Annotated in this window: 18 protein-coding genes and 1 tRNA gene; 6 read left to right on the top strand and 13 right to left on the bottom strand. The window is 62.3% G+C overall.

Going from position 1 to position 19,246, the window contains the following annotated elements:
- Nucleotides 1-40: 40 nt before the first annotated feature.
- Nucleotides 41-928, top strand: coding sequence for a fructosamine kinase family protein (locus tag DXY35_RS00770; protein ID WP_115080383.1), 888 nt, complete (start codon nt 41-43; stop codon nt 926-928).
- Nucleotides 929-931: 3 nt separating this feature from the next.
- Here DXY35_RS00770 and DXY35_RS00765 read toward each other — a convergent pair whose 3' ends face one another.
- The gene (locus DXY35_RS00765) at nt 932-1,318 is read right to left on the bottom strand and encodes a CAAD domain-containing protein (RefSeq protein ID WP_114987298.1); all 387 of its coding nucleotides are present in this window, start codon (nt 1,316-1,318) and stop codon (nt 932-934) included.
- 112 nt (nt 1,319-1,430) lie between these two features.
- Here DXY35_RS00765 and DXY35_RS00760 point away from each other — a divergent pair, with 112 nt between their 5' ends.
- Together DXY35_RS00760 and moeB are read left to right on the top strand one after the other, a co-directional pair.
- Nucleotides 1,431-1,835 carry a M67 family metallopeptidase gene (locus DXY35_RS00760; protein WP_244272820.1) on the top strand — a complete coding sequence of 135 codons (405 nt, stop codon included), beginning with the start codon at nt 1,431-1,433 and terminating at the stop codon, nt 1,833-1,835.
- Nucleotides 1,828-2,964 carry a molybdopterin-synthase adenylyltransferase MoeB gene (gene moeB, locus DXY35_RS00755; protein WP_115080379.1) on the top strand — a complete coding sequence of 379 codons (1,137 nt, stop codon included), beginning with the start codon at nt 1,828-1,830 and terminating at the stop codon, nt 2,962-2,964. The genes DXY35_RS00760 and moeB overlap by 8 nt, the downstream gene beginning before the upstream one ends.
- A gap of 9 nt (nt 2,965-2,973) precedes the next feature.
- On the opposite strand, the gene DXY35_RS00750 is transcribed toward moeB, so the two are convergent.
- On the bottom strand, nt 2,974-4,122 hold the full coding sequence (locus tag DXY35_RS00750; RefSeq protein ID WP_115080377.1) for a cob(I)yrinic acid a,c-diamide adenosyltransferase: 1,149 nt from the start codon (nt 4,120-4,122) through the stop codon (nt 2,974-2,976).
- A 53-nt stretch (nt 4,123-4,175) separates the two neighbouring features.
- Here DXY35_RS00750 and larE point away from each other — a divergent pair, with 53 nt between their 5' ends.
- Nucleotides 4,176-5,003, top strand: coding sequence for an ATP-dependent sacrificial sulfur transferase LarE (gene larE, locus DXY35_RS00745; RefSeq protein WP_115080376.1), 828 nt, complete (start codon nt 4,176-4,178; stop codon nt 5,001-5,003).
- Nucleotides 5,004-5,019: 16 nt separating this feature from the next.
- Here larE and speD read toward each other — a convergent pair whose 3' ends face one another.
- Nucleotides 5,020-5,487, bottom strand: coding sequence for an adenosylmethionine decarboxylase (gene speD / locus DXY35_RS00740; RefSeq protein ID WP_115010551.1), 468 nt, complete (start codon nt 5,485-5,487; stop codon nt 5,020-5,022).
- 31 nt (nt 5,488-5,518) lie between these two features.
- Nucleotides 5,519-6,613 (bottom strand): DNA replication/repair protein RecF, encoded by a 1,095-nt coding sequence (gene recF / locus DXY35_RS00735; protein ID WP_244272457.1) that lies wholly within the window; start codon nt 6,611-6,613, stop codon nt 5,519-5,521.
- A 103-nt stretch (nt 6,614-6,716) separates the two neighbouring features.
- On the opposite strand from recF, the gene DXY35_RS00730 reads away from it, so the two are divergent.
- Nucleotides 6,717-6,790 (top strand) — tRNA-Arg (locus DXY35_RS00730).
- A 17-nt stretch (nt 6,791-6,807) separates the two neighbouring features.
- Here the strand turns inward: DXY35_RS00730 and DXY35_RS00725 are convergent.
- The 8 genes from DXY35_RS00725 to DXY35_RS00690 all read right to left on the bottom strand — a co-directional run bounded on the left by DXY35_RS00725 (nt 6,808) and on the right by DXY35_RS00690 (nt 17,210).
- Nucleotides 6,808-7,263: an N-acetyltransferase gene (locus DXY35_RS00725; protein WP_115080374.1), complete on the bottom strand. Its 456-nt coding sequence runs from the start codon at nt 7,261-7,263 to the stop codon at nt 6,808-6,810.
- 6 nt (nt 7,264-7,269) lie between these two features.
- Nucleotides 7,270-10,299, bottom strand: a complete 3,030-nt coding sequence (gene ppc / locus DXY35_RS00720; RefSeq protein WP_371681715.1) for a phosphoenolpyruvate carboxylase — start codon at nt 10,297-10,299, stop codon at nt 7,270-7,272.
- Complete coding sequence (gene gshA / locus DXY35_RS00715) at nt 10,296-11,438, bottom strand: glutamate--cysteine ligase (RefSeq protein ID WP_115080478.1); 1,143 nt, start codon at nt 11,436-11,438, stop codon at nt 10,296-10,298. The genes ppc and gshA overlap by 4 nt, the downstream gene beginning before the upstream one ends.
- Complete coding sequence (locus DXY35_RS00710) at nt 11,435-12,952, bottom strand: anthranilate synthase component I family protein (protein WP_115080369.1); 1,518 nt, start codon at nt 12,950-12,952, stop codon at nt 11,435-11,437. Before DXY35_RS00710 ends, gshA begins: the two co-directional genes overlap by 4 nt.
- Before the next feature lie 60 nt (nt 12,953-13,012).
- The gene (locus DXY35_RS00705; protein WP_011363412.1) at nt 13,013-13,444 is read right to left on the bottom strand and encodes a photosystem I reaction center subunit II PsaD; all 432 of its coding nucleotides are present in this window, start codon (nt 13,442-13,444) and stop codon (nt 13,013-13,015) included.
- A gap of 102 nt (nt 13,445-13,546) precedes the next feature.
- Nucleotides 13,547-14,896: a sensor histidine kinase KdpD gene (locus DXY35_RS00700; protein ID WP_115080368.1), complete on the bottom strand. Its 1,350-nt coding sequence runs from the start codon at nt 14,894-14,896 to the stop codon at nt 13,547-13,549.
- Nucleotides 14,893-16,131 (bottom strand): rod shape-determining protein RodA, encoded by a 1,239-nt coding sequence (gene rodA, locus DXY35_RS00695; protein ID WP_115080366.1) that lies wholly within the window; start codon nt 16,129-16,131, stop codon nt 14,893-14,895. The genes DXY35_RS00700 and rodA overlap by 4 nt, the downstream gene beginning before the upstream one ends.
- Nucleotides 16,132-16,133: 2 nt before the next feature.
- Nucleotides 16,134-17,210, bottom strand: coding sequence for an Mrp/NBP35 family ATP-binding protein (locus DXY35_RS00690; protein WP_115080364.1), 1,077 nt, complete (start codon nt 17,208-17,210; stop codon nt 16,134-16,136).
- Between the two features lie 115 nt (nt 17,211-17,325).
- On the opposite strand from DXY35_RS00690, the gene hemF reads away from it, so the two are divergent.
- Nucleotides 17,326-18,414: an oxygen-dependent coproporphyrinogen oxidase gene (gene hemF, locus DXY35_RS00685; protein WP_115080362.1), complete on the top strand. Its 1,089-nt coding sequence runs from the start codon at nt 17,326-17,328 to the stop codon at nt 18,412-18,414.
- On the opposite strand, the gene DXY35_RS00680 is transcribed toward hemF, so the two are convergent.
- Nucleotides 18,411-19,244, bottom strand: a complete 834-nt coding sequence (locus DXY35_RS00680; RefSeq protein WP_115080361.1) for an N-acetylmuramoyl-L-alanine amidase — start codon at nt 19,242-19,244, stop codon at nt 18,411-18,413. The two genes, hemF and DXY35_RS00680, sit on opposite strands and share 4 nt — an antisense overlap.
- Nucleotides 19,245-19,246: the final 2 nt, after the last annotated feature.

Below are 19,246 nucleotides of genomic sequence, written 5' to 3'. Positions count from 1 at the left end.
AGAATCGGGCCATGCTGGCAAGACAGGGGGCTTGCTGAGGATGAACAGCGAACTGCGCCGGGATCTCACCGCGAAGGATGGGCCATTGGCGGGGGCTGTGATCACAGACGTCTCCCCCGTTGGTGGGGGCTGCATCCATCAGGCCTGGAAACTTCGCCTCTCTGATGGCGAGGTGTTGTTTGCCAAAAGTGGTGGCGCCAGCGCCCTACCCCTGTTTGAGGTGGAGGCGGAGGCCCTCAAGGCCCTGCATGCCCAAGCCGATGCCTCGTTCCTGGTTGTGCCGCAGCCCATCGCTCTGGCCGCACTGCCCCATGGTGCGGTGCTGCTAATGCCTTGGCTGGATTTTGGTGGCAGCGACCAAGCAGCCCTCGGCCGGGGGTTGGCCTTGCTGCATCAGTCGTCGATGGCCTCCAGCCCTGCTCGTTTCGGCTGGCACCGTGACGGCTTCATTGGCGCCGGCCCTCAACCGGGGGGGTGGCGTGATGACTGGGGATCGGCCTTCGTGGAGCTCAGGCTGCGCCCGCAACTCGAGATCCTTGATGGGTTGCAGCTGGATTCAACGGACCTCAATCCGTTGTTGCTGCGCCTCGCCGAGCACTTGAACGAGCATCAACCACACCCGGCCTTGGTGCACGGTGATCTCTGGGGGGGGAATGCCGCCAGCCTCAGCGATGGACGGGGGAGCATTTTTGATCCCGCCAGCTGGTGGGCTGATCGGGAAGTTGATCTGGCCATGACCCGGCTATTCGGCGGCTTCGGTGAAGCCTTTAGGTCGGGCTATCGGGACGTGCTGCCCGATGCTCCTGGCGCTGACGGTCGGGTGGAGATCTACAACCTGTACCACCTGCTCAACCACGCCAATTTGTTTGGGGGGAGTTATCTGAACCAATGCCGAGCCAGTCTCAAAGATCTGGCTCGGAGGCTTTGAGGCTCAGCCCAGGTACTCCTTTCGGAGGGTTTGAACACGCTGAACCAGGGCATTGCGCTTGTCGCTGGTGGTGAGGTTCTTCCAGCTCCATTGCCCCACCACAACCACGCCGAGCAGTTCCAGCAGGCCCGGAACGATCGGCAGCAGATTGATTGTGTCAAGGATTCCCTTGATCAGGATCTGGGCAATGATCACGGCGGCAAAGATGCCGACGATCTTGCCGATGCGTCCCATCTGGCTCCAGTCGACCTGGTCGAGGGTGTCGTTCACCTTGCCCAGCACGTCGCTGTAGCGCTCAGCGAAGGAGGTGGTGTCCTCCTGCTCTGGGGTTTCGAGGGGTGTCGTCACGGTTGTGGCGGCATCCTTAACTTCAGTGGTGGCGTCACTCATGAGAACGACTAAATCCTTCACAATTTCAGCTGAGCGTATCGGTGCGACGGGGTCTACGCCATCCGTGCTGCAAATTGATCACCGATGCCACACGGATCTGGGCCGGATTTTGTTGGCGCCCTACCCCGAAGAAGGCTGCGCCTTGCTGCTGGGACAACGGACGAATTCAGGCTGTTTGAGGCTGGCCACAACCTGGCCCTGTTGCAATGTCTGGGGGCGGGGGGCATCCGGTCAGCAGCCTGTCCACGACCGTCGCAGCAGGTTTCTGGTGGATCCGAGGGAGCAGTTGGCAGCCCAGCGATGGGCGCGGGATCGCCATCAACGTTGTCTTGGGGTGGCCCATTCCCATCCGGCGTCGGCCCCCGTTCCCTCGCTCCAGGATCGGCGCTTGGGACAAACGGAGAGTCTGATGTTGATCCTCTCTGCCTCGCTTGGTCTGCGGGCCTGGTGGCTGCATGGGGACCGCAGTGTGGATGAAATTCCGATTCAGCTCTGGGACACTCAAAACCATGCATGACCACGCGATGCTGAATGCTGATGAGTGGGGGCGCTACGCCCGCCATCTGATCCTTCCCGAGGTTGGTGCTGCCGGTCAGCTCCGGTTGAAGTCTGCTTCTGTCCTCTGTGTTGGCAGCGGTGGGCTGGGATCCCCTCTGTTGCTGTACCTGGCCGCGGCAGGCGTTGGTCGTATTGGAATCGTGGATGGAGATGTGGTGGAGCTGTCCAATCTCCAGCGGCAGGTGATCCACAGCTCCAGCAGGGTTGGCGGCTCCAAGGCCCGCTCAGCCGCAGCGCGGATCCACGACCTCAACCCCCACTGCCAGGTGGAGGTGCATGAACACATGCTGGATGTGGGCAATGCTCTGGATCTCATCGGTGCCTACGACCTGGTCTGTGACGGCACCGACAACTTCCCCAGCCGGTATCTGATCAACGACGCCTGTGTGTTGCTCGGTAAGCCCCTCATCTATGGCTCCGTGCAGCGATTTGACGGCCAGGTCAGCGTGTTCAACCGCACGCCGACGAGCCCCAACTACCGCGATCTGCTGCCGGAACCACCTCCGCCGGACGCTGTTCCGTCTTGCTCGGAGGCTGGGGTGATGGGTGTGATGCCGGGGCTGATCGGTCTGCTGCAGGCCACCGAAGCGATCAAACTGATTACCGGCATTGGCGAGTGCCTGGATGGTCGGCTGTTGGTGGTTGATGCCCTGGCGATGCGATTTCGCGAACTCACCCTCCGCGTTGATCCCGATCGACCGAGGATTGAGAACCTGATTGACTACCGCCAGTTCTGCCGCCCGGCGTCATCGGAGATGGAAGCCATCACTGTCATGGAGCTGAAGTCCCTGCTCGACTCCGCTCCAGGCGAGATTGCGCTGGTTGATGTGCGCAATCCTGCTGAAGCAGAGGTGGCTTCGATTGAAGGAAGCCACTTGGTGCCGTTGGCTTCGCTGGAGAGTGGAGAGGCGATCGATCGCATTCGTGCATTGGCAGAGGGACGGCGCCTTTTGGTGCACTGCAAGCTCGGGGGGCGCTCTGCCAGGGCCGTTGAGCTGTTGGCTCAGAAGGGCATCGCGGCAACGAATGTGACCGGTGGAATTGATGCCTGGTCTCAGCAGGTGAATCCTGAAATCCCTCGCTACTGAACCCAGGGTTCAGTAATCCACTCCTCGCTTCAGGTCGACGCCCTGTTCGGCGTAGTGCTTGTGGCACACCATTTCGGAATGGATGCTGGCCAGATCGAAGTAGGCGGGTGGGTTTTTGCAGCGCCCCGTGATGATCACTTCAGTTTCTGCTGGTTTGCGCAGCAGGGTTTGCAGGATCGGCTCAACCGGCAGCAACTCCAAATCCACCGTGGGGTTCAACTCATCGAGGATCACGGTTTTGTAGAGGCCGCTTGAGATGGCGGCTCGTGCGATCTCCCAGGCCCGCTCGGCCTCCACGTAGTCAATCGGCTCCTGCTGGCCCCGCCAGACGATGGCATCGCGGCCGGAGCGGAGGTGGTCCACCAAATGGGGATAGCTCTCGCGCAGGGCGGCGATGGCTGCATCTTCGGTGTAACCGCTGCCGCCTTTGAGCCACTGCAGGATCAAGACCCGATGGCTCTTGTCCTGGCTGATGCCCCGCCCGATGGCCTGCAGCGCTTTCCCAAGTGCACTGGTTGATTTGCCTTTGCCTTCACCGGTGTAGATCTCGATGCCGCTGCTCACATTGAGAGGCACCACCCGGTTGTCGTTCATGCCCGGACGGCGATGGGCCCGCATCTCGGAGTGGAGGTCGGCCTCACGCACCAAGCGTGCTGGTGCGGCGCGACCGGTGACGATGATCTCCATCCCCTCCGGCCTGTTGCTGAGGGTGCGCACCACGTCCTCCAGGTCCAGAAGGCCGAGATCGAGCACAGGATTCAGCTCGTCCAAGACCACCACCGAGTAGAGGGCACTAGCGATCGCGCCCTTGGCAATCACCCAGCCCCGCTGGGCTTCGTCGCGGTCGAACCGGGTGGCTTCGTCGGCGGTGAAGTGATCGGCCCGTCCGGTGCGCAGATGGTCGATCAAGTGGGGGAAGCCCTGCTGCAAAGCTTCGATGGCCGCATCCTCGTCGTAGGCCCGTCCTGGGCCTTTGAGAAAGCGCAACAGCAGCACCCGGGTCTGGCGTTGTTCGCAGATGCCGAGCCCAATGGTGCGCAACACAACCCCAAGGGCTGCCTGGCTTTTGCCCTTGCCCTCGCCGTCATAGATGTGCAGCTGTCCATGGCTGCGCTCGCGGCTGTCCGCTGCGGTGACAATGCCGATGCTTCGAGGCATGGGGACAGCTCTTACCGTTGGAGCCTACCTAGCTCAACTGGTTTACCCCGCTGATGTTTCGGTTGCAGGAGCCTTTGGCGGATCGAGAGCAGCAGCTGCTGGCGAACCTGCGGCAGTGGATGGCAGACCAACCTGCCCTTTGTGTGGCCTATTCCGGTGGAGTCGACAGCACCCTGGTGGCGGCGATGGCCTACGAAGCCCATGGCGATGCCACCCTGGCGGTAACAGGTGTCTCCCCGGCCCTGGCACCGCATCTGTTGCGGGAAGCCCGTGATCAAGCCTCCTGGATCGGCATCCCGCATCGAGAGTGTGCGACGGCCGAGTTGAACGACCCGGACTACAGCAGCAACCCTGTGGATCGCTGCTTTGCCTGCAAGCGTGAACTGCACCAGCACCTTCAGCCGATTGCCGCGGCGGCTGGAGACGCGTTGGTGATTGATGGGGTCAATCTCGATGACCTCGGTGATCACCGGCCCGGCATTGACGCGGCCCGACAGGCGGGGGTTCGCTCCCCCCTGGCGGAATTGTCGATCGACAAATCCACGATTCGTTCGCTGTCGAGGGCCCTTGGTTTTCCCTGGTGGGACAAACCGGCGCAGCCCTGCCTGGCCTCCCGCTTCCCCTATGGCGAAAGCATCAGCGCCGAGCGGTTGAAGCGGGTGGGTCAGGCGGAAGCCTGGTTGATCGCCAGGGGATTCGGCTCCGTTCGTGTGCGCTCCCACGGCTTGGCAGCACGGATTGAGGTGCCCAGCGAACAGATCCGCGCTGTGCTCGCGCTGGCGGAGAGCGAGCCTCTTGTGGAGGCTTTTCGCTCCCTTGGCTTCACCTCCGTCAATCTGGATCTTGAAGGTCTGGTCAGCGGCAAGTTGAACCGCCGCTGATTTCACCTGGGCCGGATCAGCTGGGGAGCTGGCTCGGCGTTTCCACAGGCTCTCTCACCCCAGTGGCAATGGCCGCAGGTGTTTCACGCAGAAAGCTTTTCAGCGCATGGCGTTTCGCTTGAAGCTCACTGCAGAGAATCGCGCAGGCCTGTTCCGGCATGGTGTGGTCACCACAGGTGAACACATCAACCGCGGCGTAGCCGGATTCCGGCCAGGTGTGGATCGAAATGTGGGATTCCGCCAGCAGGGCCAGGCCCGTTACGCCCTGGGGTTGAAATTGATGGGTGATCAGGTTCAGCAGCGTCGCACCAGCTCCTTTGGCTGCTGAGGTGATCGTTGTGCGGATGAATGCTTCGTCGTCGAGCCGGCTCGGATCGCAGTCGTAGAGCTCGAGAATGCAGTGTTTGCCGACCATGTCGGTGGCATGAATCTCAGGTGCCCCCCATCCCGGGTTGGGATGCAGTTCAGAGAGGGTCTGCTCCATCAGGCGATGAGAGAAAAACAGGTCCGCCACCTTATCCGATCTTCAGGTCGGGTCTCAGGTCTCTTGCTCCGAGAATTTGGGCCTGTTGCTGCCATCCGCCGCCAAAGCCTTCCAGGTGCGTGGCGCTCACCAGGCATTGATGTGATTCGCCCACGGCCTCAAGCAGAAGCTGCTGGCGGGTTGGATCCAGTTCGGCAAGCACATCATCAAGAAGCAGCAGTGGAGGCTCCCCACAGAGCTGGGTCACCAGCTCCAGTTCAGCGAGCTTCAGGCCCAGCACCAGCGACCGCTGCTGGCCTGCCGAGCCAAACCGTCGTGCCGGGCTGCCCCCCAGCAGCAGGGCGATTTCATCGCGGTGCGGGCCCACACGGCAGCTGCCGAGCCGTTCCTCCTCTCCCCGCTGCTGGCGCAGTTGCTCTTCGATGGCGAGTCGCCAGGGTTCTTCGGCATCCTCCCCATCGAGCTTGCTGCCGGGCTTGTAGTGCAGTTCCAAGGCTTCCGTGCCCCCGCTGAGGTGGGCCTGCCAGCGTTGGGCGATCGGTTCCAGCCGATGCAGGGCCCGTTGTCGCCGCCGGTGAATTCGGGTGCTCACCAGCGCCATCTGAACGTCAAATGCGTCGAGCAGTGCATGGCGTTCGCCACTGGAGACCTGCCTCTGGCGCCAGAGCTGGCTGCGCTGCCGCAGCAACCGGTTCAGCCGCGCCATCAGATCGGCATACACCGGTTCGAGCTGCAGCACGACGCGGTCCAGCCATTGGCGGCGTAGGGCGGGTTCGCCACGCACCAGATCAAGGTCCAGGGCGCTGAATCCGATGCAGCGCAGCGGTCCAATCAGGTCAAGCTGCCGATCCAGCAGCTTGCCGTTCCGTTTGGCCTGACGGCCTCCCTGGCGGCGCAGTTCCAGTTCAAGACGATCACCATCCCCCACGTCAGCCCTGATCAGGGCCTGTGGAGCGTCCCACTGGATCAGATCGCGATCATTGCTGCAGCGATGGGAGCGCAGGCTGCCTAGCAGCTCAACCGCCTCGAGCAGGTTGGACTTGCCAATGCCATTGGGCCCGATCACCAAAAGGCGTGGCTGCGTCAGTTCCAGCTGCAGAACGGTGTGGTTCCGGAAGCCCTGCAGTTGGAGCCTGTGGAGCCGGATGGGTGCTGGGGCGACCAGTGAGTAAGGTACCTGTATCGGGACGGTTGACGCTCGATATCACTGCGGCTTAAGGCCGATCAGTGGGCATGTAGCTCAGTTGGATAGAGCATCAGATTCCGGTTCTGAGGGTCGGGGGTTCGAGTCCCTCCATGCTCGTTTTTGAACTCAATGTCTCAGCTCAGGCTGAGGCCCATGGCGCGAATGCCATTGGGATCAATCAGGAAACCCTGCTGTTTGAGAGCGTCCAGCGCATCCGCAGGGGCCGAGATTGAAAGGCTGCAGCCCGGCAGATCCCGGCGCAGAATCTGCAGGGCTCGGTGCACCAGAACCGCGAACAGGGCCCCTTGGTTCGGCCCTGGTTTGGCGGCCAGGTTCCAAAGATTGGCATTAAGGGCCAGATCACTGGTGGCCCGCACAAATCCGATCAGTTCTCCTGTTGATTCCTCCAGGATGCTGATCTGCCACAGGCTGCGCTGAAGGGCGAGCTCCCAGCGTTCCTCAGGGTGGGTTGATTCCCCGCAGGACATCAGCAACGTGTTGAGCTGCTGGGAGGTGGGAGGGGTTGATGTTTCGAGTCGCGTTCCCTCGGGCAAGGGTGGAATCGAGGGTTGTTGAAGGAACGACAGCACTGTGGATCAGCCGGTGTTGCGCATGCCGGCTGCAATGCCGTTGAGGGTGAGCAAGGCTCCCCGCAGCAGTTCACTGCGGCTGTAGGTGCGGGTGTCCTCGGGGGCACCTGGCGTCTCGCTCATGGGCGGTTGCCTGTTCTGATCCCGCAGTCGCTTCAGCAGCGCAACCTGCAGGAAGCCCAGGGGAACGATGGTGCGGTTCCGCAGATCAACCGACAGCTGCAGCCCTTGATCAGCGCCCAGCAGTCTGTTTTGGCCTGTGATTTCCAGAACCAGTTTTCGGGTGAGTTCGTATTCCTTGGCGATCACCTGGAAGATCGCTTCAAAGGCTTCCCGCTGTTCGGGGTGCCCCAAGCTGTTCATGTAGTGATTGGCCAGGTCGAGATCCACCTTGGAGAGGGTCATTTCCACTTTGGAAATGAGCATCCGGAAGAACGGCCAACGTTGATGGAGGCGCCGTAGCAAGTCGAGCTGTTCGGCGTCGCCGCCCACTTCTTCCGACAACGCTGTGCCAAAGCCGAACCAGCTCGGCAGAAGGAATCGGCTCTGGGTCCAACCGAAGACCCAGGGAATGGCTCGCAGGCTGGAGAGGTCCTTGGCGCCGGTTTTGCGTCGGGCGGGTCGACTGGAGATCTGCAGCTTGCTGATTTCTTCGATCGGTGTGACCTGCTGGAAAAATGCCACCAGATCGGGATTGTCGTGAACCAGAGCGCGGTAATGATCCCGTGAGCGGGTGGCAAGACGACTCATCAGCTGGTTCCAGCTGGGGGTGGCATCGAGCTGGTTGGTCACCAGGCTGTTTTGAACCACCGCTGTGGTGACGGTCTCGAGGTTGTAGAGCGCTAATTCAGGCAGGCTGTACTTGGAGGCCAACACTTCACCCTGTTCGGTGATTTTGATCCGGCCCTGCAGCGTGCCGCTCGGTTGGGCCAGGATGGCTTGGTAGGCGGGTCCGCCGCCACGACTGACGGATCCACCGCGACCGTGGAAGAGGCGAAGCGCCACGGACTGGCGACTGGCGAGCTCCTGAAGGGCAATCTGAGCCTGATGAATCTCCCAGTTGCTGGAGAGGAAGCCGGAATCCTTGTTGCTGTCGGAGTAGCCCAGCATCAGCTCCTGCAGCGGCTGCTTTTGCTGCCCCACAACGGGGAGGAGTTCGCGGTAGAGCGGCGTCTTGAACAGCCCCTCCATCACCTCAGGGGCCCGTTGGAGATCTTCCACGGTTTCGAACAGCGGCACCACCAATAGGGAGGCCCGTTTGTTGGGCGGGTCAACAAGACCCGCCTCCTTGGCCAGCAGCAGGACCTCCAAGAGATCCGATGCCGTGTGGCTCATGGAGATCACGTAGGAGTTGCAGATCCGCGGACCAAACTCCTCCTGGAGGCGCTGCAGCATTCGGAACACCGCCAGCGTCTCGGCCGTCGCTGCCGACCAGCTGGCGGCAGGTGGGATCAGGGGACGACGGGTCTGCAGTTCCTGCAGAAGCCATGCCATCCGCTCCGTCTCATCCATGTCCCCATAGGCCTGGGGCAGTTCAAGGCTGCGGGTGAGCTCGTCGATGGCATCGCTGTGGCGGGTGCTCTCCTGACGGATGTCGAGGCTGGCCAGTGAGAACCCGAAGATGTGCACCTGGTGCAGCAGGGTGTCGAGCTGTTCGCAGCTCAGTTCGGTGCTGACAAGGCTGTTGCGCACCAACTCCAGATCACTGCGGAACTGGTCCACCGAGGTGTAGTGGAGAACCTCAGCGTTACCGAGCCCATCCTTGGGATCGGCCAGAGCCTCACAGGGCATCTGCCAGCCCGCTTCCGACAGTTGGTTGTTGCGGGCGAGGGTGCGCTCCAGTTTTTCGAGCACGTAGCAGAGCTTCAGCCGGTAGGGCTCCAGTCGGTATCGCGCTGCTCTGCGCTCGTAGATCTCAGGGAAGCGGAGACGATCCATTTCGAGCGACTCCAGCAGTGATGGAGCCACCTGACTCCACTGCATGGAGATGCTCAGCTGCTGCCGGAGCGACTGCACAGAACTGATGTAGAGCTCCAACATCAACTGACGCTGGTAACAGGCGGTTCGCCAAGTGATCTCGGGTGTGACCGAAGGATTGCCGTCCCGATCGGAACCCACCCAGGAGCCGAAGGTGCAGAACGACGCCTGGGGAACCTGGACATCGGGGTAGTGCCGATGTAGGGCGGTGGTCAGCCTTTTGCGCAATTGCGGCATCGCGTCAAACAACACCTGCTGGAAGTAGTGCAGAGTCGAATCCACCTCATCGATCACGGTGGGCTTGAACTGGTGGAGTTCATCGGTGCGCCACCACAGGCGGATTTCCTCCTCCAGTTGGTCGCGGCAGTCTTCCCGCAGCTGATGCGCCAGAGGGGCGTCGGATTGAAGTTGCTGGAGCAGGTTGGCCACCCGCCTCTGTTTGTGCCGCACCGTGTGCCGCACGATCTCCGTGGGGTGCGCGGTGAAGACCAGCCGGATGTCCAGTTCCCGCAGCAGTTGTTCCACCTGCGCGGGGGGAACGTTCATCCGCCGCAGCCGCTCGAACACCTCTCCAAAGGTGGCTGGATCGGTCTGGTTGGCGAGGGGCGGGGCGAAGGGATCAAAGGCGTCCCGTTGGGCCGCGTCAGCACTGGAATTGGGTCTCAGGCTGTCGAGATAGCTGTCTTCCTCGATCCGTTGCTCAAGGATGTTGATGAGCTGGAAATACAGCGAAAAGGCACGGGCGGCCGAGATGGCCTCCGAAAGGTCCATGGCCTTAATCAGCTCGACGATTGCCTCGCTCGTGCTGTCGCCATCTCGCCCTCCCATCGAAACGGGGTCGCTGAGTTGTTTGAGCCTCAGCAGGCGTTCGCTCTGCTCCGGTGGGCACTCGCTGCGCAGCACCGACTTCCAGAGGTCTTCAATCAGGTCCAGCCGGTGCTGAAGAAGCTGTCCTGCGCCGGATCCGCCACCGTTCAAGCGTGCAGTCTCTTGCTCGGAGACAGGGGTGGTGGACTCGGGCATGAAGTCTCCACGCTGCGACGAACTCGACATGATCATCCCAAACAGGCTTCCCCGGTGGAGATCCGTTCCTCCTCCTCCATCCGCTGGATACCTTCCTGAAGCAGGTTTTCGATGGATTGCCCCTGGCCATGGGCCGCTTCCCAGCGCATGGCCTGATTGCCATGAACCAGCAGGGAATCCAAGGGCTTCAAGCAGGCACTGAGCTGGAGCGATTCGGCGAGGGGAGTGAGCTGATCAATCAGCTCCAACAGCCAGTCTTTGCAGTTGATGACACGGCCGTCCTGCCAATGCCTGAGTTCAGCATTCAGGCTGGATCGGGCCACGGCAGCGTCGTTGCTGTCGGCGAGTTGGACCAGTTCAGCGGCGCTCAGCGAACTGCTGCTGAGTGGATCAAGGCTTTCGATGTTGTTTTTAAGGGCCAGCAGCCGCAGCTCCAGCAGACAGGTGATCGCCAGCAGCTGATCGGTATTGGTGACCAGATCACAGATCCTTAATTCCAACCGGTTGAGGTCGTAGGGGCGCCGCGGACCATTGGGCCGAACCGACGTCCACAGGTGACGCTCGTTGCGCATGGCACCCATGGACAGCTGCTCCTCCACCCACTCGATGTAGTGCTGGTGATCCCTAAAGAGAGGAACTGCAGCGGGCGTGAGCGGAAATTGATGCCATCGCTGGGAATGGTGGCTGGTGCTCTGCCCATCCAGGAAGGGAGAACTTGCACTCAGGGCCAGCAGCAGCGCCGCTTCGCAGCGCACGAGCCGCACTGCTGCAAACAACCAGTTGAGATCGGTGATCCCGAGGTTGATATGGATGCTGGCTGTCACGACCCTGGTGCCGTACAGCTGTTCAATCAGCGCGTGATAGGCGTTCTCGGGGTCAGAGCGTTCGAATCGGCTGCTGTCCCCCAGGCTCATGGTGCTGCCGGGGAGAAGCGTCAGCTCCCGCTTCTGCAGCCACCGCCGCAGCGTCCGCCGGGGAGCGAGCAGCGCCTCGGGCAGTTCGGCGTAATCCCGGATCGGGTCGGTCACGTATTCGAGGTTGCGACGGTCCGGTTCCGTCACGAAGCCAGGCAGCTCCCTGGCCACGTCGGGGGCGACGCCCACGTTGGCTCCGTTGCTTCGACCGGTGAACAGTTCAACCTCGAAGCCTTTCAGCAGAAGGGGGTGCGCTGTCATCCCGGCGGATTCAGGCACGCCAGTGCTGTCAGCATTCCCCGGGCTTTGTTGAGGGTCTCCTCAAACTCAGCCGTCGGTTGTGAATCGGCCACAACGCCGGCCCCGGCCTGCACTTTCACCCGGCATCCCCCGCCATCACGGGGTTGCACCACCATGGTGCGGATCGTGATCGCCGTGTTGAGGGCCCCAGCCAGATCAACGGATCCGTACACCCCCGAATAGGGGCCACGGGCATCGGGCTCCAGCTCGTGGATGAGTTGCATCGCCCGGATTTTCGGTGCGCCGCTCACGGTGCCGGCGGGGAACGCCGCCATCAGCAGATCCCACACGTCGTGCGTCGGGCCGAGGCGTCCTTCGACTTGGCTGACGATGTGCATCACGTGGGAGTAGCGCTCGATCACCATCAGGTCCTGCACGGCCACGCTTCCGGGCTGACAGACCCTGCCGAGGTCATTGCGGCCCAAATCAACAAGCATCACGTGCTCAGCCCTTTCCTTCGGGTCGGCCAGCAGGTCCGCTTCCAGTTCGCGGTCTTCCAGGGGCGTGGCGCCCCGGGGCCGTGTCCCGGCGATGGGGCGAAGGCTGGCGTGGATGCCATCAGCAGCGGGTTCGGCCTGAACCATCACTTCTGGACTGGAGCCAATCAGTTGCCAGTCCCCAAAGTCGAAGAACGCCATATATGGGGAAGGATTCACCATCCGCAAACTGCGGTACAGCTCCAGGGGCGATTGAGGCACCTCGGTTTCCAGGCGCTGACTGATCACCAGTTGGAACACATCGCCGGCTGCGATGTGTTCCTTGGCGGTGTCGACGGCGGCTTCGAATTCATCGCGGCTGCGGTTGGAGCGCACCGCGGGAAGCTCTTTGCTTCTCGCGTCCCAGGTGAGTGGTTTGACGGCCGGCAGAGGTGCGTCCATCCGCTGGCGCAGGGCCTCAATCCGTCCGATTGCGGTTTGCCAGGCCTGCTCCTCATCCGCTCCGTTGGAGAGGTCGCCAAAGGCGACAGCGGTGATCTGTCGTTTCACCTGATCAAAGATCAAGATCGCGTCCATCAACATCCAGATCCCATCCGGGGGATCGGCAGCGGCACGGGGATGAACGGCGACGGTGGGTTCGATCCACTGGATCAGTTCGTAACCCCAAACGCCATAGAGCTGCCCAAGCGGAGGGAGGCCCGGCAGGTTGACGCAGGAGTAAGGCGCCAGACAGTGGCGCAGGGATTCGAATGGATTGCCGTTGAGGGTTTCTTCGCGACCATCTCGCCAGGTGCGCGTCAGACGATTGTTGCGCGCCGACGCCGTCCAAAGCGGATCGCAGGCGATCACGCTCCAACGCCCCAAGGTTTCACCACCCTCGACGGACTCCAGAAGCACGCCTGGAGGCCTTCCGTCACCCACCTTGATCCAGGTGGTGAGTGGTGTTTCAAGATCTGCGGGCCAACTCTGAGCCAGAGGAATCAGGTTGGCGCCACTGCAAACAGCCTGATGAAAGGCGTCGCGATCGGGACTGAACATGACCTGATCATCGCAGCCGGGACCCGGAGATCATGACCTCCGGGCGTCGGTTTTGAGAGATCAGGCGTCGAAGGTGTTGCGGCCGCTGAACTTGATGTTGGCCGGGTTGACGTTCTGGCCAATGCGACGGGGGTTGTGGCCCACCATGGGACGACCCTCGTTCACCTTTTCGGAGAACACACCATCCTTGGGATGCAGGAACTCGGTGTCACCACCGGGGTAGATCCGGTAGATCTTGTAGTCCTCGATCCGGGGCTTGAATTTCGTGCGCAGCTGGGTGCCGAGGGCGAGGCACTGTTCCTTGCGAGCGAAATACATCAGGTTTTCACCTGAGTTCATCAGAGCGGCGCCACCGGTGGGCAGCTCAAAAGCCTGCTCTGTCTTGCTGGTCCAGGTGATTGCGTATTTCTCTTCAGTCTCCGCTGAATTCAGAAGGCCGCCAGTGCTGGCGATGTGCTGGGGAAGTTGACCGTTCAACGCCGTTGCTGCCATGGCTGAAAGAATCCACAAGAGCCGTTATGGCTGGAAAGTAGCACCGTCATTGGGGCCTGTTTTGAGCTCCGACAGCAAGCTTCACACCCGTCAACAAACCCATCACGCTTCGGGCGTATGCACCGGGAAAAAAACGGTGATGTCGCGGTCGCGCCTGGGCTGATAGCGGCCTCCCAGGCTGGCCATCATCTGGCGGGTCGCATCCTGGCTTAACTGCAGGCTCCCGGTGCTGGGATCCCAGCTCAGGACGGTGCCCACGTCCTCGCGTTGGGGAGACGGGCCGGCTTCCGCGGCCTGGCTCCTGTCGGGATGCTCCACACGCAGCTGAAGCTTCACCCGTGGACCCGCTGCCTGGAGGTGAAGCGTGAGTTGACTGCCGGAGGGGAGCCCCCTGGTGCTGCGGTCGATCAGACCCCCCAGCATCGGTTCCAGTCGACGGGAGTCACTGAGGATCGCCGGCAGGTCAGCGCTGAGATCCAGCTCCAGGGCGATCCCGCGACGGTTCAGCTGCTCCGTCCAGCTGGGTGCAAGGGCGCTCAGCATGGCCTGCAAATCCGTGCGGGCCAGATTGGCTTCGTTGGGCTCCCGTTGCAGTTCAGCGGCATGGAAGATCAGGCCAAATCGATCGATCTGCTCGCTGCATTCCACATCGATCTGCCGCAAGCGATTCACAACGACATCAGCCAGATCCTTTCGCCGCAGCAGAGAGCGGATCAGTGTTCGGATCGTGGCCAGCGGGGTACGCACCTCATGGGTGATCGCTTCCAGCAAATTCAGATCTCCATGGCTGGGCGCTTCCGGTGGGCGCTCAGCCTGGATGGGTTGCAGCATCAGCCCGGGGGCTGTGCCGGTGAGCCGCTCCGTGAGGCGGGGCCAGAACTGTTCTGACCAGGCTGCATTGCTCTGCAGGGAGCCGATCGATTCGAGCGCTTTGCGCAGCTGCTCGGCCTGCGCTGGTGACTGGTGCTCCAGCCGTCCCCCCAGCTGCACCAGCACATCACTGAGCGTGGCCGGGTCGCATCGCATCAGCAGCTGCCGCTTCTGGGGCGGCCCATGCAGGGCAAGGGCCACCTGGACCTCGGGTGTGATCACCAGCAGCAGTGGGTCATCTCCGTCGTCGGGGCCCAGGGACAAGCGTTGGAATCCCCGCAGGGAACCGGACTCATCGCTGCTGGACCGTCCCGGCAGTGCCGTTGGATGCGGACTCAGTTGATCCAGTTGATCTGGAGCCCACACCCATCCCTGCAGATGTTGCAGTAATTCCGGTTCGTAGAGGGCTGGTAGGGGGGCAGCCAGCCAGATGCCGCGTTCCAGGCCTCGCTCAAGCAGGTCCTGTTGCAGGGTTTCCAGGGCCGCCCACCAAAGCCGCCGCACACCAATCTCATCGCAGCGGCCCTGGGGCACGTCCTGTGCCAGCCGTTGCCGCAGGTCGCTGAAGGAGGGGCCGGTCAACGGAGGTGCGCCAAGGAGCGACGGCTTTGCCGGACCACCGACAGGCAGAGGCCGAGCGCGATGAAGTTCACCACCATGGCTGAGCGCCCATAACTGAGGAAGGGCAGGGGGATTCCTGTGACGGGGCCCAAGCCGATGGTCATGAAGATGTTGACCACCACCTGGAACATCAGCATCGTGCCGATCCCGATCACCACGAGTGATTCGAAGTCGGTGCGGGCATTGCGTGCGATCTGGAGCAGCCGTGCCATCAACGCGGCAAAGCTAAGAACCACCAAAAGGCAGCCAACAAAACCGGTTTCCTCACCCAGGGCGCTGAAGATGAAATCGGTGTGCTGTTCAGGGATGAAACGAAGCTTGGTCAGTTGTCCTTGAAGAAGACCTGTGCCCAAGACGCCGCCTGAACCGATGCCAACGGTGCTCTGGAGCAGGTGATAGCCCCCGCCCAATGGATCCTGACTGGGGTCGAGGAACAGCACCAAACGGTTCCGTTGATAGTCCTTCAAACCATGCATCCAGAGCCATGGCGTCACAGCAGCCATGGCGCCGTGGATGGCCAGGGTTGCTGTGGCTGCCAGACGTTTCCAGGGCAGGGAGCGGTACGCGAGAACTCCCATCAGCGGGATCCAGAGGGCCATGGCCCAGGGGAGAAGGCCTGAGAGCAGGGCCGTCACCAGCGGTGACAACAACAGAATCACCCACTCGACCGGCATCCCCGACCAATAGAGCATCGTGAGCATCAGGGCGCCGAACACAAGCGATGTGCCGAGATCAGGCTGGATGAACACCAACAGCCACGGCACTGCGATCACCCCGAGCGGGCGCATCAGATCAACCGGTCGTTCCACCGGGTGTCGCGACAGGACTGCTGCCACGAGCAGGATCGCCGCGATCTTGGCGAACTCCGATGGCTGAACATGAACCCCACCAATGCTGATCCAGCGTTGGGCACCCAGCGCTGTGGTTCCAATCAAGCGCACCGCCACCAGGCTGATCACCGTGAGGGCGTAGACGGGAACCAAAAGAGGCCGGAGACGCTGCAACGGCAGCCGTTCCAGCCCCAGCGCCAGCAGCACTCCGAAGGCCGCGGTGATCCAGTGGTGATACCAGTCGGCATAGTCCGCCTGGCGTTGGGTGCTGGCGATCAGCACCCCGGCGATGGTGATCATTCCGAGCGGAACACCCCAGAGCACCCACTCCCGGTGCGATCTGCGGCGGTCACGTCGGCTGAACATCGTCAGACGGGCTGGGTGACGGCCTTGAGCACCGCTGTCGCAAGGCCCTTGAACTCAGCGGCGCTGGCGGAGTCGCTGCGGTTGATCACGATCGGTCGTCCTGTGTCACCGCCTTCCTGCACGGGCATTTCCATGGGGATCTGAGCCAGCAGGGGTACGTCGTAATCCGCAGCGAGTTGGGCGCCGCCGCCACTGCCGAAGAGGGCGTAGCGGCAGTCGGGACGGTCCGGAGGAATGAAGGCGCTCATGTTCTCCACCACCCCCAGAACGGGAATGCCCATCTGCCGGAACATGGCGAGCCCCCGTCGCGCATCCTGCAGCGACACCTGTTGTGGGGTGGTCACGATCACAACGCCCGCCATCGGCACTGCCTGGGCCAGGGAGAGCTGTGCATCACCGGTGCCCGGCGGCAGATCAACGATGAGAACGTCCCGCTCACCCCATTCGGCCTGATACAGGAACTGCCGAATGATGCCGTTGAGCATCGGGCCGCGCCAGATCACAGGCTGGTGATCGTCGATCAGCAGACCCATCGACACCATGGCGATGCCGCAGGTCTCGATCGGGACAATCCGCTGCTGATCGCCGCTGCCCTGCACCTCAGGTGTTTGGTCAGCGACGCCCAGCATGGTGGGTGCGTTCGGCCCGTAAATATCGGCGTCCAGAAGTCCGACCCGCAGGCCGGTCTGGGCGAGGGCGCAGGCCAGATTGACCGCGACGGTGCTCTTGCCGACGCCGCCCTTGCCGCTGCTCACGGCAATCACCTGGCGGACGCCGGGGATCGACTGGCGTTCCGCCGGCTGACCATGGCCGGCCTGGCCAATGCCCCCTTGGCTTGGCGGTTGGCCGATCTCGATCTGCACGTCGTCAATGCCATCGAGCGCCATCAGAGCGCCCCGTGCTTCGGCCACGATGCGGTCTCGCTGGCTTTGGGCGAAGCCTGGAAGGCTGAGGCGAAACACAGCCCGCGGCGGGGTAATGCGGATCTGTTCGATCCAGCCGAGCTCCAGGGCCGTTTTGCCACTGCCGGCATCTTTGACTTGCTGAAGGGCTTGGTTGGCCTGCTCGACCGGGGTCATCCGTTTCATCAAGGCAAGCCGGATCCTAGGGGCGCCGCCCGTGACAGTCCCTGACGGATGCTTGTCCAGGCCTGGGGTGACCTGGTTAGGTTTCGATGTCTTCAGTCTCTGACACATGGTCCGCTCCCTGATTCGCCGCGTCCTCGGACGCCAGGACGTGGGTGTCAGCAAGGCTCGCCTTGAGCTGCCCCCCAGCGATTCCAGAGAGCGGGCCCGGGCGATGGTGATGGGGCTGCAGGACGAAATCTGTGCGGGCCTGGAAGCCCTCGACGGTGAAGGTCGCTTCGTTGAAGAGAGTTGGGTCAGGCCTGAAGGGGGTGGTGGGCGCTCCCGGGTGATGCGTGAGGGGCGCGTCTTTGAACAGGGCGGCGTGAATTTCTCCGAGGTTCAAGGCGAAGAACTGCCCCCGTCGATCCTCAAGCAGCGTCCTGAGGCCAAGGGGCATCCCTGGTTCGCCACGGGAACCTCGATGGTGCTGCATCCCCGCAACCCCTACATCCCGACCGTTCACCTCAATTACCGCTATTTCGAGGCTGGCCCGGTGTGGTGGTTCGGCGGCGGTGCCGACCTCACGCCCTACTACCCGTTCCTCGACGACGCCCGTCATTTCCATCGCACCCACCAGGCGGCCTGTGATTCAGTTCACCCGGATCTGCACAAGGTGTTCAAGCCCTGGTGCGATGAATACTTTTATTTGAAGCACCGTGGTGAAACCCGCGGCGTTGGCGGCATCTTTTACGACTACCAAGACGCCAACGGCACCCTCTACAAGGGTCAGGATCCCTCCGGGCCTGCTGCTCAGGTGTCGGCTCGCTTGGGAGCTCGGCCGTTGAGCTGGGAGCAGCTGTTCTCCTTGGGGCAGGCCAATGGCAGAGCCTTCCTACCCGCCTATGCCCCCATCGTGGAGAAGCGCCACCCGATGGCTTATGGCGATCGCGAAAGGGACTTTCAGCTCTATCGCCGGGGACGTTATGTGGAGTTCAACCTGGTGTGGGACCGCGGCACGATCTTCGGCCTGCAGACCAATGGACGCACGGAGTCGATCCTGATGTCTCTGCCCCCCTTGGTGCGTTGGGAGTACGGCTACACCGCCGAGGCCGGATCAAGGGAAGCCCTGCTGACCGAACTGTTCACCAAGCCCCAGGACTGGCTCGGTGATGCCTCGCTGGATGAGCGCTGCCGCCCCCATGGAGCGATCAACTAACTGACGCCTTGAACGAGCGCGTTCACCACGCGCTCGGCCAGGCAATTCACCGTGTGCTCTCTGGAGCGTGGATCCCTCAGTTTCGTCTCGAGAGGGGGCTCCAGCATGGCGATTTCAAGAATTCCGATCCCGCGCCGCGGACCGCCAAGGCCTCCGCGGAACAGGCGTGGGTAGCGCCCAAATGCCTGAGCCAGGCTTTCATCGACGACATTCAGTTCGCGCACATTTGGGAGCACCGGAATCAGGCCGGAACCGAAGCCATGGGGCCGGTAGGCATCGAAATGGATCTCCAGGACGTATTCACCACGCTCTGAAAAGACCTTGGCCTTCGACCAGTTGGTGCTGGGGTCGTCATCGTTCGCGATGCTGATGGACGGCGGGGTGTAGGCGCGGATGTTCAAGCCACGGGCCTGGCCTTGGGTCACCACAGCTGCCTGAACTTCGCGGTTCCAGAACAGCTCATCGCGAATGCCCGGTTGCATCGGCGCTCGCTTCTGCTGATCCACGGCATATCCAGGGGTTCCTGGACTGGCAGTGCCCTGGGAGTCGGCGTGTCCTGCCATGACGACGATTGGCAGGTTGCTCTGCACAGGGCTTCTGCCAACCCAGCTCCCGGGTTTCTTTGTGCGTGGGCCGAGCAGGGGATCTGGGGTGGCCGGCTCAGGACAGGGGGCTGGCTGTTTCGGTGCTGTTTTTTTGCTGGGCTCGGCTGTGCCAAGCCAGTTGTGCTGTTCCGCGGCCTTGGTCATCGCCAGGGTTGCCAGTGACAGGCCTGCGATGGCAAGCCCTGAGGCAAAGCGACGCCGTCGCATCCAGGCCGGCAGACCCATGG

The sequence above is a fragment of the Synechococcus sp. N32 genome (assembly GCF_900473895.1).
GTDB lineage: Bacteria > Cyanobacteriota > Cyanobacteriia > PCC-6307 > Cyanobiaceae > Parasynechococcus.
This window is presented reverse-complemented; position numbering and strand designations above follow the sequence as displayed.